The organism is Hymenobacter sp. 102, from assembly GCF_049949205.1.
GTDB lineage: Bacteria > Bacteroidota > Bacteroidia > Cytophagales > Hymenobacteraceae > Hymenobacter.
On the sequence record NZ_CP188172.1, the window covers coordinates 4,116,034 to 4,130,706 of the forward strand.

General features: G+C 61.3%; 12 protein-coding genes. 1 reads left to right on the forward strand and 11 read right to left on the reverse strand.

The features are described from left to right. Nucleotides 1–72 precede the first annotated feature (72 nt). Nucleotides 73–1,089 (forward strand): dipeptide epimerase, encoded by a 1,017-nt coding sequence (locus tag ACN19L_RS17730; protein ID WP_426490796.1) that lies wholly within the window; start codon nucleotides 73–75, stop codon nucleotides 1,087–1,089. An 88-nt stretch (nucleotides 1,090–1,177) separates the two neighbouring features. Here ACN19L_RS17730 and ACN19L_RS17735 read toward each other — a convergent pair whose 3' ends face one another. The 11 genes from ACN19L_RS17735 to ACN19L_RS17785 form a co-directional block, all read right to left on the reverse strand. Then, complete coding sequence (locus ACN19L_RS17735) at nucleotides 1,178–1,948, reverse strand: 3-keto-disaccharide hydrolase (RefSeq protein WP_426490797.1); 771 nt, start codon at nucleotides 1,946–1,948, stop codon at nucleotides 1,178–1,180. A 151-nt stretch (nucleotides 1,949–2,099) separates the two neighbouring features. Next, nucleotides 2,100–2,990: a hydroxypyruvate isomerase family protein gene (locus tag ACN19L_RS17740; RefSeq protein ID WP_426490798.1), complete on the reverse strand. Its 891-nt coding sequence runs from the start codon at nucleotides 2,988–2,990 to the stop codon at nucleotides 2,100–2,102. A gap of 48 nt (nucleotides 2,991–3,038) precedes the next feature. Continuing rightward, entirely contained in the window at nucleotides 3,039–4,295 is a 1,257-nt protein-coding gene (locus ACN19L_RS17745) for a nucleoside permease (RefSeq protein WP_426490799.1), read from the reverse strand. Nucleotides 4,296–4,500: 205 nt separating this feature from the next. After that, a complete protein-coding gene (locus tag ACN19L_RS17750) occupies nucleotides 4,501–4,971 on the reverse strand; it encodes a c-type cytochrome (RefSeq protein ID WP_426490800.1) in 471 nt (156 codons plus the stop codon). Between the two features lie 18 nt (nucleotides 4,972–4,989). After that, entirely contained in the window at nucleotides 4,990–6,042 is a 1,053-nt protein-coding gene (locus ACN19L_RS17755; RefSeq protein ID WP_426490801.1) for a sugar phosphate isomerase/epimerase family protein, read from the reverse strand. Nucleotides 6,043–6,111: 69 nt separating this feature from the next. Beyond that, nucleotides 6,112–7,287, reverse strand: a complete 1,176-nt coding sequence (locus ACN19L_RS17760; protein WP_426490802.1) for a Gfo/Idh/MocA family protein — start codon at nucleotides 7,285–7,287, stop codon at nucleotides 6,112–6,114. A 134-nt stretch (nucleotides 7,288–7,421) separates the two neighbouring features. Then, entirely contained in the window at nucleotides 7,422–8,036 is a 615-nt protein-coding gene (locus tag ACN19L_RS17765; RefSeq protein ID WP_426490803.1) for a gluconate 2-dehydrogenase subunit 3 family protein, read from the reverse strand. A gap of 12 nt (nucleotides 8,037–8,048) precedes the next feature. Further along, a complete protein-coding gene (locus ACN19L_RS17770; protein ID WP_426490804.1) occupies nucleotides 8,049–9,725 on the reverse strand; it encodes a GMC oxidoreductase in 1,677 nt (558 codons plus the stop codon). Nucleotides 9,726–9,820: 95 nt separating this feature from the next. Continuing rightward, nucleotides 9,821–10,705 (reverse strand): sugar phosphate isomerase/epimerase family protein, encoded by an 885-nt coding sequence (locus tag ACN19L_RS17775; RefSeq protein ID WP_426490805.1) that lies wholly within the window; start codon nucleotides 10,703–10,705, stop codon nucleotides 9,821–9,823. A gap of 204 nt (nucleotides 10,706–10,909) precedes the next feature. Next, nucleotides 10,910–13,726: a substrate-binding domain-containing protein gene (locus ACN19L_RS17780; protein ID WP_426490806.1), complete on the reverse strand. Its 2,817-nt coding sequence runs from the start codon at nucleotides 13,724–13,726 to the stop codon at nucleotides 10,910–10,912. Nucleotides 13,727–13,943: 217 nt separating this feature from the next. Continuing rightward, nucleotides 13,944–14,510 (reverse strand): DUF6799 domain-containing protein, encoded by a 567-nt coding sequence (locus ACN19L_RS17785; protein WP_426490807.1) that lies wholly within the window; start codon nucleotides 14,508–14,510, stop codon nucleotides 13,944–13,946. Between the last annotated feature and the right edge of the window lie 163 nt (nucleotides 14,511–14,673).

Consider the following 14,673-nt stretch of genomic DNA (forward strand, 5'->3'; position numbering starts at 1 on the left):
TAAATTCCTCGTCCGGCAACAGTCAACGGGGCGAGCCAGCCGCTTTTTTGCTGCTCTCTTCAGTTCCTCTCCATGCTCACCTGGTCCCTCACGCTGCTGCAGCTGCCCCTGCGCTACACCTGGAAAATCTCCCGCAACTCCTCCACGTTTAAAACCAACCTGCTGCTGCGGGTGGAAGGCCAGGGCCTGCAGGGCCGGGGCGAGGCGGCCCCCAACATACGCTACGGCGAAACGCCCGAGGGCCTGGAGCAGGAATTTGCCCAGCTGCAGGCGGCGGGCTTGGGCCAGTGCGAAACCATCGAGGAGCTAACGGCTTTTCTGCACCAGCATCAGCCGGCTCACGCCCTGCGGTTTGCGCTGGAATCGGCGTTTGTGCATTGGCAGGCCGCCCGCCGGGGCCAGACGGTGCCGCAGTGGCTGGGTGTGCCCGCGCCAGCGGCGGCCGTGGGCACGGCCGCCACCCTGCCCATCATGGAGCCCGGGGAGGTGGCCGGGTTTCTGGAAGCCCAGCGCCTCAGCCGGTTTCCGCTGCTGAAGGTGAAAGTAAACCGGGAGGGAGCCGTGGACCTGCTGCGGGAAGTAACGCGCCTGCTGCCCGGCCACCCGCTGATTGTGGACGGCAATGAAGCCTGGACCGATGCCGACAGCCTCCGCCAGAGCTGGGAGCAGATTCGGCCGCTGCCGGGCCTGAGTGTGCGCCTGCTGGAGCAGCCCCTGCCCGCCACCTGCGCCGCCGATTACCGCGCCCTGAAAGGGCAGCTGCAGTGCCCGGTTTTCGCCGATGAATCGGTAACCGACGAGGCCGACTTCGCTGACATAGCCCGACAGTTTGATGGGGTGAACATGAAGCTGATGAAGGCCGGGGGCTACCTCAACGGCCTGCGGATTCTGCGGGAAACCCGCGCCCACGGCCTGCAAACCATGTTGGGCTGCATGGTGGAAACCTCGCTGGGTATCTGGTCGGCGGTGCAGCTGAGCGCCCTGGCCGACGTGTGCGACCTGGACGGCATCCTCATCGTGCGCGACGAGCCGTTTGGGCTGGTGCACGAGCGGGACGGCATGTTAGTGGAAGACCCCGCCCGCTTGTAAAAATCACTGGGAAATAAGAAGAGCCCGATATCCTATGCCAAGGATAACGGGCTCTTTAGTGCTGTAGGGTCAATCAATCCCTGAGCGCCTATTTCAGTTCCTGCACCCAGATGTTGCGGAAGCTGAGCGGCGCGCTTGGGTCGCCGTGGGATTGGAGCTTGATGGGGGCGGGGCCGTGGGCTTCGTACTGGGGCGGGCCGATGTAGCGGGTGGGGCCGGCCAGGGCCACATTCTTCTGTACCGTTACGCCGTTAAACTCCACCGTTACGCGGGCCGGGGTGTTCAGCGTGCCATCGGCCTTGAAGGTGGGGGCCGTCCACCACACGTCGTACGATTGCCATTCGCCGGGCTTGCGGCCGGGGTTAGCCAATGGGATGCGCTGCTTGTAGATGCTGCCCGCCATGCCGTTCACGTAAGTCGGGTTCTGGTAAGGGTCGAGGATCTGCAGCTCATAGCCCAGGTCGCCCTTGCCCAGGGAGGCCAGAAATACGCCGCTGTTGCCGCGCACCTGGCCCTGGCCGGTTATATCGGCCGGTACGCGCCACTCCAGGTGCAGGCGGTAGTTGGTGAAGGTGCGCTTGGTTTCGATGTTGCCCTTGGGCTTATCCACCGTCAGCAGACCATTGGCAACGGTCCACTGGGCCGGCTGGGTCCGGTCGTCGGCCGATACCCACTCGTTCAGGTTCTTCCCATCAAACAGTACAATGGCCTTGGCAGGCGGTGGGGTCGTTTTCAGCTTGCCCGCTACCACTTTGGGCTCGGGCTTCCACACCTCGGTATCTTCCGGTTTACCGGCTTGTTGCGCACAGGCGGCCACGGAAATACTGAATAAAGCGGCAGTCAGAAGCGGGAGTTTCATAGAGTGGTGGGGTAAGGCTGGCACAGCAGCTTTAAGTTCTAGTGTCATTCCGAACGAAGTGAGGAATCTGGGGTAAGTACCTATCGAATGGGTAACCCAGATTCCTCATTTCGTTCGGAATGACAAGTTGTAAAAATCGGGCCAAACCGCATTATACGTCGCAGAGCTGCACCGCCTGGCGCAGGGAGGCCAGCTTGTCAGTTTGCTTCGGGATGAACTCCTGGGCCACGTAGCCCTGAAAACCGGTGGCCTGAATGGCGCGCATGATGGCGGGATAGTTCAGCTCCTGCGCGTCGTTCAGCTCGTGGCGGCCGGGTACGCCGGCGGTGTGGTAGTGCGCAATGTAGCGGTGGTGCTCGGTAAGGGTGCGGATAACGTCGCCCTCGTCAATTTGCATGTGGTAAATGTCGTAGAGCAGCTTGAAGTGCTCGGAACCCAGGCGTTTGGCCAGTTCCACGCCCCAGGCCGTGCGGTCGCACTGGTAGTCCTTATGGTCGATTTTGCTGTTGAGCAGCTCCATTACCAGCACCACGTTGTGCTGCTCGGCCAGCTTCATGAGCGGCTTGAGTCCGGCTACGCAGTTGGCCCAGCCCTGCTCGTCCGTTCTGCCCCGGCGGTTGCCGCTGAAGCAAATCAGGTTGCGGTAGCCGGCCTTGGCCACCTGCGGAATCATGGCGGCGTACTGCTTCTGCAGGCGGGCGTGAAACTGCGGGTCGTTGAAGCCGTCGGTGAGGTTGATTTCTGCGCCGTTGCACATGGGCGAATCCAGCCCGTACTTTTTCAGCGTGGGCCACTCTTGCGGGCCCACCAGGTCAATGCCCCGAATGCCCATTTCCTTGGCCGCCGCGCACAGCTGCTCCAGCGACAATTCAGAAAAGCACCAGCGGCACACCGATTGGCGGATATTTCCTTTCAAGGCAGCAGGCATAGCAGTTGTGGTTTCAACGGGCGCGGCGGACCCGCTCAGGCCAATAGTGCTCACGGCAGCGGTAGTAGTCAGCAGTCCTTTCAGAGCGGCGCGGCGGTTCCAGGTGGTAGCCATAAACTCAAATGTATAGGCTGAGCCGAAGGCCCAGCATGCAAAGGCGGATTAGTTGGCGTTGGCTAGGCGTGGAGCAGCATCAGCGTCGGCCGTTTCGGCGGGGGCAGGAGCAGTGTTTCGTTCCTTGAACAGCAGCAGAAACAGCACCAGCACGGTGGCGGCAATACCGGCCGGAATCAGCCAGATCATGCGCCAGTCGTGGGCCCCGGCCGCGAGTTGGTACTGGTCGAAGATGCGGCCCGAGAGCAGCGTGCCAATCAGCATACCCACGCCGTAGGTAGCCAGGGTGATGAAGCCCTGGGCGGAGCTCTTGAACTGCTCGCCGGCCAGGTTATCGGTATAAATCTGGCCCGTCACGAAGAAGAAATCATAGCAGATGCCGTGCAGCACAATACCGGCAATCAGCAGCCAGTAGCCGTTTTCCCCGCCGCCGTAGGCGAAGCACACGTAGCGCAGCACCCAGGCCGCCATGCCAATAGCCAGCATCTTCTTCACGCCCAGCTTGCTGAAAAACAGCGGAATAGCCAGCATAAACAGCAACTCCGATACCTGCCCCAGGCTCTGCACGCCGGCTGCGGCCTTCATGCCCACCTCATTCAGGAAGGGGTTGGTGAAGCCGTAATAAAAGGCCAGCGGAATGCAGATAGCAATGGAAGCCAGAAAGAACGTGAGGTAAGAGCGGTTTTTGAGCATTCCAATAGCATCCAGCCCCAGCAAACTGCCCACGGAGCTGGACTGGCCCTTTTTCACGGGTGGCGTGGCGGGCAGCGTGAAGCTGAACACGCCCAGCAGGGCCGAGGCCCCCGCGGCCATCAGAAACGTAAGCTGCAGGCTGTTGCTCTGCTCCCAGTTCAGCCAGCCAATGGTGAGGCCGGCCACAATCCAGCCCAGCGTGCCCAGCACCCGAATGGGCGCAAACTCCTTCTGCGGGTTCTGCATCTGCCGAAACGCAATGGAGTTCACCAGCGCCAGCGTGGGCATGTACAGAATCATGTAGGTGAGGATGCTGGGGTAGAAGCTGCCGAAATCCGGAGCCTGAGAAGCCCGCCACAGCAGCAGAGCTCCGGCCAGGTGCAGCACGCCCAGTATCTTCTGCGCCGAGAAAAACCGGTCGGCAATGAGCCCCACGATAAACGGGGCCACAATGGCCCCGATGGACTGCGTAAGAAACGCCACACCCACCTGCGTGCCCGAGGCTCCCAGGTTGCGCAGCAAATAGGTCCCCAGCGTGACAAACCACGCGCCCCAGATGAAGAACTCCAGGAACATCATGAGGGACAGTTTTACCCGGATTGCAGAGGTCATAAGCAAGGGCGAATAGGGGGTTGGGAATAGGCTGTCATTCCGAGCGAAGCGAGGAATATGGGGATGACGTTACCTAGGTAATTGTCATGCTGAGCTTGCCGAAGCATCTCTCCCTCTGGCTAAGTAATGGGCCTTGCAACGAAGCGGTAGAGATGCTTCGGCAAGCTCAGCATGACGGCCTTTATAGGTTGTTAAGAGCTGGTTTTTATTTCAGGCTCAGGATGTAGCGGGTCATTTCCTCGGCGTCTTTCTGGGAGAGGCCGGGGTGGGGCGTCATGGCCACCTCGCCCCAGTTGCCGCTGCCCCCGGTTATGATTTTCTTGGCCAGCATGGTCACGTTGGCGGGGGTGTTGGGGTACTTGGCGGCAATGTCCTTGTAAGCCGGCCCCAGCAGCTTTTCATTGTCGCGGTGGCAGGTGGTGCAGTCGGAGCCGGCAATGAGCTTGGCACCCATTTCGGCCGGCGTGCCGGTGGGCGTGGTGCCAATTTTAGTGGCGTTGGTATCTACCTGCGGCTGCCGGGCCACGGCACTGACGTTGGCACCGGTAGTACTGTCCTGGGCGGTTTCGGCCTCGTCAGCCAGGGTGTAGGTTTCCTTGGCGGCGGGCTTATCGGATTCGGAGCCGCAGGCGGCCAGGCCGGCGCAGAGGGTCAGGAGAAGAAGGCTGTTTTTCATGGGTGAGCTTGGGAAGAGTTAGAGGCCGAGCAGGGTATTGTTGCGGGCCGCGTCGATGCCGGAGGCGGCAAAGTCGTCGAAGGCCTTATCGGTGACGCGGATGATGTGGTTTTGAATGAAAGGCGCACCTTCGCGGGCTCCGTCTTCGGGGTGTTTGAGGGCGCATTCCCACTCCAGCACGGCCCAGCCGGGGTAATCGTACTGGGTGAGCTTACTGAAAATGGCGTTGAAATTCACCTGCCCATCCCCCAGGGAGCGGAAGCGGCCGGCGCGGTCTACCCAACCCTGGTACCCCCCGTACACGCCCTGGCGGCCGCTGGGGTTAAACTCGGCATCCTTCACGTGAAAGGCCCGGATTCGCTCGTGGTAGATGTCAATGTACTCCAAGTAGTCCAAGCATTGCAGCACAAAGTGGGAGGGGTCGTAGAGCAGGCAGGCCCGGGGGTGCTGGCCGACTTTCTCCAGGAATAGTTCGTAGCTCACCCCGTCGTGCAGGTCCTCGCCGGGGTGAATTTCGTAGCACACGTCCACCCCGCACTCATCAAACACGTCCAGGATAGGCCGCCAGCGGCGGGCCAACTCGTTAAAGCCGGTTTCTACGAGGCCGGCCGGGCGCTGGGGCCAGGGGTACACGTAGGGCCAGAGCAAGGCCCCGCTAAACGTGGCGTGGGCCGTGAGCCCCAGCCGCTGCGAAGCCTGGGCCGCGTACTTCAGCTGCTGCACCGCCCACTGCTGCCGGGCGGTGGGGTTGCCGCGCACGGCTTCGGGTGCAAAACCATCAAACAGCTGGTCGTACACGGGGTTTATGGCCACCAGCTGGCCCTGCAAGTGCGTGGATAGCTCGGTAATTTCTAGACCGGCTGCCCGCACCGTGCCGCGCACTTCATCGGCGTAGGTCTGACTTTCGGCGGCCAGTTGCAGGTCAATGAAGCGGCTATCCAGGGTCGGGAGCTGTACGCCCTTGTAGCCAAGTCCCGCCGCCCACTGGCAGATGCTGGCGAGGCTATTGAAGGGGGCTTGGTCGCCGATGAACTGGGCCAGAAATATGCCGGGTCCTTTGATTGTTTTCATTGTTAGAGCTTAGAGCCAAGAACGTAGAGCTTAGAAAGTAGGCCTTTTCGGTTGAACGGAAGCTGAGTTCTACATTCTAGGTTCTAAGCTCTCAGAAGCCGGAAAGTCCGTCCATTTCTGCTCGGAGCGGCCCGAGGCAATGACGGTTTCGATGAAGGCCATGCCCCGCACGCCGTCCTCAATACCGGGATAATCCTGGGCTTCGGGCGGGGCGGGGTGGCCGGTTTGCTCGGCCAGCAGGGTCAGGGCGAAATTGCGGTAGAGGTTGGCAAAGGCTTCGAGGTAGCCCTCAGGGTGGCCGGCCGGAATGCGGCTGTTGTGGCGGGCGGCGGCGCTGAGGTAGCCCGCGCCCGTGCGCCGGATTTCGGTGGGCCGGTCCAGCCACTTCACCAGCAGCGTGTTGGCGTCGGCCTGCTGCCAGTCGAGGCCGCCTTTTTCGCCGTAGAGGCGCAGGCGCAGGTTGTTTTCCTCACCGGCCGCTACCTGGGTAGCCACCAGCACCCCGCTGGCCCCGCCCGTCAGGCGCAGCAGCACGGCCCCGTCATCATCCAATTGGCGGCCGGGTACTACGGTATTGATGTCGGCGCAGAGTTGGGTAGCCTGCAGGCCGCTCACGTATTCGAGCAGGTTGAAGGCGTGGGTGCCAATGTCGCCCATGGCTCCGGCCACGCCGCTGCGGGCGGGGTCGGTGCGCCAGGCGGCCTGCTTGTTGTCGCCGCCTTCCTCAAAGGCGCTCAGCCAGCCCTGCGGGTACTCTACGTACACTTTCCGGATGGTGCCCAGTGCCCCGGAGGCCGCCAACTGCCGGGCCTCCTTCAGCATGGGGTAGCCGGTGTAGGTGTGGGTGAGGCAGAGCTTACGGCCGGTAGTGGCCACCACCTGCTGCAACTCCTTCGCCTCCGCCAGGGAAAACGTCATCGGCTTATCCAGCACCACATCGAAGCCGTTTTCCAGGGCCAGCTTGGCCGGCGCAAAGTGCAGGTGGTTAGGCGTCACGATGCTGATAACCTGCACCCGCTCAGCCGCCGGCCGCCGGGCTTCCTGCTCGATAAGCTCCTGATACGAGCCGTACACCCGCTCGGGGGCCAAGCCCAGCTCCCGGCCAGTGGCCCGGGAAGTGTCGGGGTTGCTGCTGAAGGCACCGGCGGTTAGCTCATACAGGCCATCCAGGGCGGCGGCCATGCGGTGCACCGCCCCGATAAATGCTCCCTGCCCCCCGCCAATCATGCCCAGTCGTAGTTTCATGCGGTTGTTAGGTGCTGTAGAGACGCGACACTTCGCGTCTCAATCGTTGCTGATGTTGTTTTGTCAGTTGGTGCATGGTCGTTCAACGCCGAGACGCGAAGTGTCGCGTCTCTACATTGTTCTGTACCTATAACTCAGGTAGTAGCCCAGGCCCGGTCGCCTTTTTTGTAGGGGACGCAGCCCTCGTACTTGCCGGGGACGGGCAGGTAACGCAGGGCTTTGGTGGCCCCTACTTCGGAGGTGAAGTAGCCCAGCAGCGTGAGCTCCTTAATCATGCGGAAGTAGTGGTTGGGCTGCTCCGGCGTTTTGGTTTTGGCGTAGGTTTTCTGCTCCGCGTCCAGGGCCGTGAGCAGGGCCGTGCGCTGGGCAGCGTCCAGTTCCATAAAGCCCTTGCTGTACTTCTGCTTGGCGGCGGCTTCCAGCTTGTTCAGGCCCTGCTTGAAGATTTGCTGGTCTTCGGGCTTGTAACAGTCGCGCACCATCACGGCCATAAAGCCGCCCACGTCGGCGGCTTTGGCACCCGGCGTTTTAGTGGGGGGCAGAATGGTGTCGCCCACTTCGTTCAGGTAGGCTACCTGCTCGGCAGTCAGCACGGCCGGCAGCTCTTTGGGTGCGGTAGCCGTGGGTTGTTTGGTCTTCGTTTTTTCCTCGCTGGGCGAAGAGCAGCTGCTCAGGAAATAGTCGCCCCCGATAACGACTCCGCCCATCAGCAGAGCTACGCGGGCCAGGGCATCACGTCGGTTCATCATCGTTGGTAGGGGTTAGATGTTCTGTTTTTTCAGCTCACCCACGGCGTGGTCCACGGCGCGGGCCGTGAGGGCCAGGTAGGTGAGGGAGGGGTTCTGGCAGGCCGCCGAGGTCATGCAGGCTCCGTCGGTGACGTACACGTTAGGGGCATCCCACACTTGGTTGTGCTGGTTGAGCACCGAGGTTTTCGGGTCGCGGCCCATGCGGGCGGTGCCCATTTCGTGGATGCCGCCGCCCAAAGTATAGCCGCTATTGTAGGTGTTTACGTTTTTGAGGCCCGCTTTTTCCAGCATTTCCTGAGCATCGTTCATCATATCGATGCGCATTTTCTGCTCGTTGTCCCGGATGGTGGCGTCGATGGCCAGCACCGGCAGACCCCACTTGTCCTTTTTGGTTTTGTCGAGGTAGGCGCGGTTATCGTGGTAGGGCAGGGTTTCGCCGAAGCCGGTGAGGCCCATAGTCCAGTTGCCGGGCTCGGTGAGGGCATCCTTGAAGTCGCCGCCGATGCTGAGCTCGGCCACGTCGCGGCCCCAGCCTTCCCGACCGGCCCCGCCCTGGTAGCCAAAGCCCCGCAGGTACTCGCGCTTATCCCCGAACAGGTTGCGGTAGCGGGGCACGTAAATGCCGTTGGCGCGGCGGCCGTAGGTGTACTTGTCCTCGTAGCCGGGCATTTCGCCGTGGGCCCCCACCCGGAAATGGTGGTCCATGAGGTTGTGGCCTAGCTCTCCGCTGCTGCTGCCCAGGCCCTCGGGCCATACATCAGTAGCCGAGTTCATCAGCACCCAGGCCGAGTTCAGGGCCGAGGCATTCACAAACACGATTTTGGCGAAGTACTCGTAGGTCTGGTTGGTTTCCGCGTCCAGCACCTCCACGCCCTTGGCCCGCTTGGTGTCCTTGTCGTAGAGGATGCGGGTGACGATGGAAAACGGCCGCAGCGTGAGGTTGCCGGTAGCCATAGCCGCCGGCAGGGAGGCCGACTGCGTGCTGAAATAGGCCCCGAACGGGCAGCCCAGCCAGCATTTGTTGCGGTACTGGCAGTTTACGCGGTTGTTGTGGGGGCGGGTGATATTGGCCGTGCGGCCAATGACCATGTGGCGGTCCTTGTAGTTTTTGCGGATGCGGGCGGCCACGTCCTTTTCCACGCAGTTCATCTCCATGGGCGGCATAAACTCGCCGTCGGGGAGCTGGGGCAGGCCGTCCCGGTTGCCGCTGATGCCGGCAAACTTCTCGGCGTGGCTGTACCAGGGGGCCAGGTCTTTGTAGCGGATGGGCCAGTCCACGGCAATGCCGTCCTTGGCGTTGGCCTCAAAGTCGTACTCGCTCCAGCGGTAGCTCTGCCGGCCCCACATCAGGGAGCGGCCGCCCACCTGGTAGCCCCGGAACCAGTCGAAGGGCTTCACCTCCACGTAGGGGCTCTCCTTCTCCTTCACCCAGAAATCCAGGTTGGTTTCGTTCAGGGTGTAGTCCCGGCTCAGCACCGGGTAGTCCTTAATCATCTGCTCGGTTTTGCCACCCCGGTGGGCAAACTCCCAGGGGGCCTTATTGGCATTCACGTAGTCTTTGATGTGCTCTACGTTGCGGCCCCGCTCCAGCATAATAGTTTTCAGGCCCTTTTCGGTCAGCTCCTTGGCCGCCATGCCGCCCGAAATACCGGACCCGATGACAATGGCATCATAGGTATTCTTTTCCATATCGAAAGAAGTTGCTGGTTGTCAGTTGCTGGTTGTCAGTTAAGCAGACAGAGGAGGTACACCATGCCTAATAACTAACAACCAGCACCCAACAACTAGATGAGGTTGCGCTTGAGGTAAGTGATACTCTGCTGAATGCTGTCGAAGGGGGAGCCGGGGGTTTGGTCCTGCTCCACGAAGTAGTATTTCAGACCCGCCAGCTTGGCCTGGGCGAAGATGCGCTTGAAGTCGATGCTGCCGTTGCCCACTTCGGTGAAGTTGCGCTGGGGTGTTTTGTCCATGTCCTTCACGTGCCAGAGCGGGAAGCGGCCGGGGTTCTTCTTGAATAGCTCCACCGGGTCGTGGCCGGCTCTGGTGGCCCAGTACAGGTCCAGCTCCATCTGCACCAGGTTTTTGTCGGTTTCCTTGAGCAGCACATCGTAGGGTAGCTTGCCGTTCTGGGCGGCAAACTCGAAGTCGTGGTTGTGGTAGGCCATCTGAATGCCCGCTTTCTTGCACCGCTCCCCGGCTTTGTTCAGGCGCTCGGCCAGCAGCTTATAGTGGTCCAGGTTGCCCCGCTCCGACTCGGTTAGCCAGGCGCACACCATGTACTTGATGCCCACCTGGGCGGCATCGTCCACGGCTTTGTCCCAGCCGTGCAGCATGGTGCCCTGAGTGGCCTGGCCGTTATTTTCCTGCTCGCCCAACAGGTAGTGGCTGCTGGGCATCATGAGGCCGGTTTGCTTCAGGAGCTTGGCAAAGGCGGCCGGCTCCATTCCGTAGAATTTCTGGCTGCCGGTGTAGGTGGCGCCTTCCACCGAGTTATAGCCCAGCTTGGCCAACCGGGCCAGGGTGCCGGCCGCGTCCTGCTGCATAGCGTCGCGCACGGTGTACAGCTGCAAACCAATGGTAGCGGGAGCTTTAGCCAGCAGGGCCGGAGCCGCCAGCACGCCGGCCGAGAGCAGGGCGGCGGACTTCATAAACGCACGACGGGAAGTCATAGGAGCAACGAAGGAGTAGGAGGTAGAATGGGTGACTCCGTAAAGATTCAGGGTCCAGCCTCCCGGCTTATGCTCAAATCGTGCAGCGCGCGTTCAATTTAAAATAATTATGTAATTGATTTTGTAGTAATGAGTTATGAGGGGTGTAGGATGTGTTTTCGTCAGGTTACGGTGTGTGTTGGGAGCAGTGGATGCACAATTATTTCAACTGACTCCGGCCTGATGCCGCGCCCGGAACTCCGAGGGAGCCAGCCCGTAGCGGGCCTTGAAGCTGTTAGAGAAGTAAGAGTGAGAGGCATACCCCACTTCATAGGCTATGGCCGTCACGCTAAGTGAGTCATCACGCAGCAGGTCGCAGGCCTTCTGCAATCGTACGCGCTGGATAAAGTCGGTGATGCTGGTGCCGAGCACGGCTTTTACTTTCCGATACAGCTGCATCCGCGAGAAGCCCAGAGCGTGAGCCAGCTCTTCCACCGTAAGGTCGGTGCGGGTAAGATCAGCTTCCACCTGGGCCGTTAGGGCAGCAATAAATTCCTGATCGGGGTTGGGAGCTTTCTGAACGGGCTCGGCAGGGGCTGCGGCCAGCAACTGCCTACTCAGGTGCTCCCGTTGCCGGGCGCGGTTGGCCAGCAGGGTGCGCACGCTCTCCAGCAGGAAGGCCGGGTTGAAAGGCTTGGTCAGGTACACATCGGCGCCGGCCTGCACGCCTTCTACCTGCTGCTCGGGGGCATTGCGGGCCGTGAGCAATATTACCGGTACGTGGGAGGTGCGCCAGTCGGCGCGGAGCCGGGCCACTACTTCCAATCCGCTCAGGCCGGGCATCATCACGTCGCACACAATCAGGTCCGGTATCAGCTCCAGGGCCAGTTGTAGTCCCGCCTTCCCATCGGCGGCCGCCTGCACCCGGAAATGGGGGCGCAGCTTGCGGGCTACAAACTCGTTTACGTCGGCGTTGTCCTCAATCACCAGCACCAGCGCCTCAGCTTCCGCCGGCAGCGTATCGGTTTCGGTGGCCGGCAGGGCCAGTGGCTCATCCAGCGTCATCTCCAGGGGCTCGGCCGGGTTGGTAGCGCGCAGTTCGGTGGGCAGCTCCCGGGGCAACGTTACAGTAAAGGTGCTGCCCTGGCCTACCTGACTGCTAAATGTAAGCTGACCCTGGTGCAGCCGAACCAAGCCCTGCGCCAGGGCCAGCCCCATGCCAGAACCTTTGCCTGTGGCTGGCTGCTCGCCCTGGTAAAACCACTCAAAAATATGGGGGCTATCCTGGGCCCGGATGCCGCGGCCGGTGTCAGCCACCAGTACCTGCAGACTGCGGCCTTCCTCGGCGGACTGCACGCCCACGGTAATCTGGCCGCCGGCCGGAGTGTATTTAAGGGCATTACTGAGCAGGTTCAGGAACACTTTGTCCAGCACGTTCCGGTCCAGCCAGCCCGGTAGGGTAGGAGCAGCCGGCTGGAAGCTTAGCCGCACCTGCTGAACCCGGGCCGCTGGCTCAAAGGCCTCCACCAACTCCCGTACAAACGCCACCAAATCGTCGGGCCGGGCCTGCACGGCCATCTTGCCCACTTCAATCTTGCGGAAATCGAGCAGTTGGTTTACCAGTTGCAACAGGCGTTGGGTGCTTCTCCGGATCAGGCCCAGGTCGTGGCGTTGGGCTGGTAGCAGCGCGGCCCCGCTGCGGCCGGTCAGCATCTCTTCCACCGGGCCCATAATCAAGGTAAGGGGGGTGCGCAGCTCGTGGGAGAAGTTAGTGAAGAAGCGCAGCTTGGCTTCGGTTTCCACCCGGGCCTGTTCGGCCAGCGCCGCCAGCTGGTTGCGCTGGGCCCGGATTTCCTCATTTTGGGCACTGAGCTGACGGTTGATGGCATCGTTGGCCGCATTCTGTCGCACCAACTCCTGGTTAATGGCATCGTTGGCGGCGTTCTGCCGGGCCAGTTCCTGGTTGATGCGGCGGTTGTTGCGCGCCGCCCGCCACGCGCTGGCCCCCAGCCCCAGCGCGGCAGCCAGCGTCAGCAGTAGCCCATACAATACCGTGCGCTGGCTGGCAAACGTGGCCTGTAACGTGTGCAACAGCTGCTGCTGCTGCTTAATGCCTTCCTGCTGACTGGTCAGCTTGGCCGCCTGCTGCTGCAGCGTGAGGGCGTTGGTCGAGTCAATAACGATAGTACCCAGGATATTCTCCCGCTCGTAGGCCTGGTGCTGCAAAATCTTTAGCGCCACCCGAATGGCTTCTTCCCCGCCTGGCGAATAAAACAACGAGGCAGTGCTGCGGCCCTGCTGCACCATTTCCAGCCCGTTGCCCTTGCCCGCCAGGCCATCCACCCCAATAATGCGGATATCCGGCCGATTCAGCCGCTGGCATACCTCGTAGGCGCCTTGGGCCATCTGGTCGCTGTGGGCAAATATCAGGCGGGTTTCGGGGCGTTGCTGCAGCAGGCGGGTCAGGGCCGGCTGCAGGGCCGTAACGCCCCAGTCGCCGGGTACGATGCCGGCCACCTGCATGCGCGGATACTCTTTCAGCGCCTGCGTAAAGCCCTGGTGCCGCTCCCGGGAAACGGAGGAAGTAGCTACCAGTATTTCCACCACCTGCCCCCGTTGCTGCAGCAGCTGCGCGGCGTAGCGGGCGGCCGTAGCTCCTGCGCTGGTATTGTCGCCGCCCACGTAGGCGGCATAGTGGGGCGAGGCAGTGCGGTTATCCAGCAGAATGACGGGCACTCCGCGGCGGTACGCTTCTTCTACTGATGCTGATAATGCCTGCGCGTCGTTGGGAGCCACAATGAGCACATCTGCCCCGGCATCCAGCAAGTCATGAATCTGCTGCTGCTGCTGCCGGCTGCTGCTCTGCGCGTCCCGGGTCAGTAGCTGAATTTCGGGGTGAAACACCAGTTCCCGTTCCATTCCGGCCAGCATGGCCTGCCGCCAGTCGCCGGCACTAACGCTCTGCGAAAAGCCGATACGGTAGGTGGGCACCGGCGGCGTGGGCGAGCAGCCCGCCACCGCCCAGAGCAGCCCCAGCCACAATCCAAAACAACGCAGATGGGCTATACAAAGCACGCTAAACTATTCGGGTAAGAGTGAGGAGTGGAATGCTCAAGATACTGGAATGCTGCGGGAAGTACCGGCCAAAGGCCAGATCCAATGTGCTGACTGCTGGCCGACACTTGTGCCCAAAAGAAAACTCCCCGCCCCATGACGTTGCATCGGGCGGGGAGCTGGTGGGCAGAACACCCGCAGCAGCTTATTTCAGTTTGGCATCAATGGCCTGAATTTTCTGGTCGAGGGAGGCCGTGTCAGTGGGGCGCTGGGCGTTGGTGCTCAGCAGGCTGATTTTCTGATTCAGCAGTTGAATTTTTTCGGCCATGAGGCTGATTTTGCTATTCATCTCCGAGAGGCGGGTTTCCATGGCAGCGGGGGTAGCCGGAGCCGGGCGCGGGTCGGTGTACGTGGCAAACTGGGCGGTGGCGGGCACCGTGTTATCACCGCGCGACTGGGCGGCGCTGCCGGCCGTGGCAAATACAATTTCGCCGGTGGGGCGCACATAGTCGCCTTCTTTCAGGGTAGTAATCTTGCCGCCGGGCAGCTCCACAATGCCGCTTTTATAGTTGATTTTAGTGCCATTGGGCAGCAGCACATTGTGAGTAAGTGGCATGGGCCGGCGGCCACGTACCTGCACTACCTCGCCATTTTGCAGGATGAACCGGTCGGTAGGTGTGGTTTCTACCGCGCTGGCTACGGTGTTAGAGCCAGTTTGGGCGCTGGCAGCCCCGACGCTGCACAGCAGCAGGGCAAGCAGAATTTTTTTCATAACGAAGCGAAGAAGCGTGGAGAATACGCCTACGTACGCACCAGCCGGCCATGGCGTTTGCAACCGGGCATTATAATTGCCCCGGGGTAAGCAAGTATTAGCCGGTTCCTTTATTTTCGTAAAAAGATTCGGAACTGTGTTTGCACATTAAATGTATGTACAT

Excerpts from the sequence above, each read along its gene's own strand:
- ACN19L_RS17735 (WP_426490797.1), bottom strand. The coding sequence starts at position 1,948 with ATGAAACTCCCGCTTCTGACTGCCGCTTTATTCAGTATTTCCGTGGCC.
- ACN19L_RS17760 (WP_426490802.1), bottom strand. The coding sequence starts at position 7,287 with ATGAAACTACGACTGGGCATGATTGGCGGGGGGCAGGGAGCATTTATC.
- ACN19L_RS17755 (WP_426490801.1), bottom strand. The coding sequence starts at position 6,042 with ATGAAAACAATCAAAGGACCCGGCATATTTCTGGCCCAGTTCATCGGC.
- ACN19L_RS17785 (WP_426490807.1), bottom strand. The coding sequence starts at position 14,510 with ATGAAAAAAATTCTGCTTGCCCTGCTGCTGTGCAGCGTCGGGGCTGCC.
- ACN19L_RS17775 (WP_426490805.1), bottom strand. The coding sequence starts at position 10,705 with ATGACTTCCCGTCGTGCGTTTATGAAGTCCGCCGCCCTGCTCTCGGCC.
- ACN19L_RS17765 (WP_426490803.1), bottom strand. The coding sequence starts at position 8,036 with ATGATGAACCGACGTGATGCCCTGGCCCGCGTAGCTCTGCTGATGGGC.
- ACN19L_RS17745 (WP_426490799.1), bottom strand. The coding sequence starts at position 4,295 with ATGACCTCTGCAATCCGGGTAAAACTGTCCCTCATGATGTTCCTGGAG.
- ACN19L_RS17750 (WP_426490800.1), bottom strand. The coding sequence starts at position 4,971 with ATGAAAAACAGCCTTCTTCTCCTGACCCTCTGCGCCGGCCTGGCCGCC.
- ACN19L_RS17740 (WP_426490798.1), bottom strand. The coding sequence starts at position 2,990 with ATGGCTACCACCTGGAACCGCCGCGCCGCTCTGAAAGGACTGCTGACT.
- ACN19L_RS17770 (WP_426490804.1), bottom strand. The coding sequence starts at position 9,725 with ATGGAAAAGAATACCTATGATGCCATTGTCATCGGGTCCGGTATTTCG.
- ACN19L_RS17730 (WP_426490796.1), top strand. The coding sequence starts at position 73 with ATGCTCACCTGGTCCCTCACGCTGCTGCAGCTGCCCCTGCGCTACACC.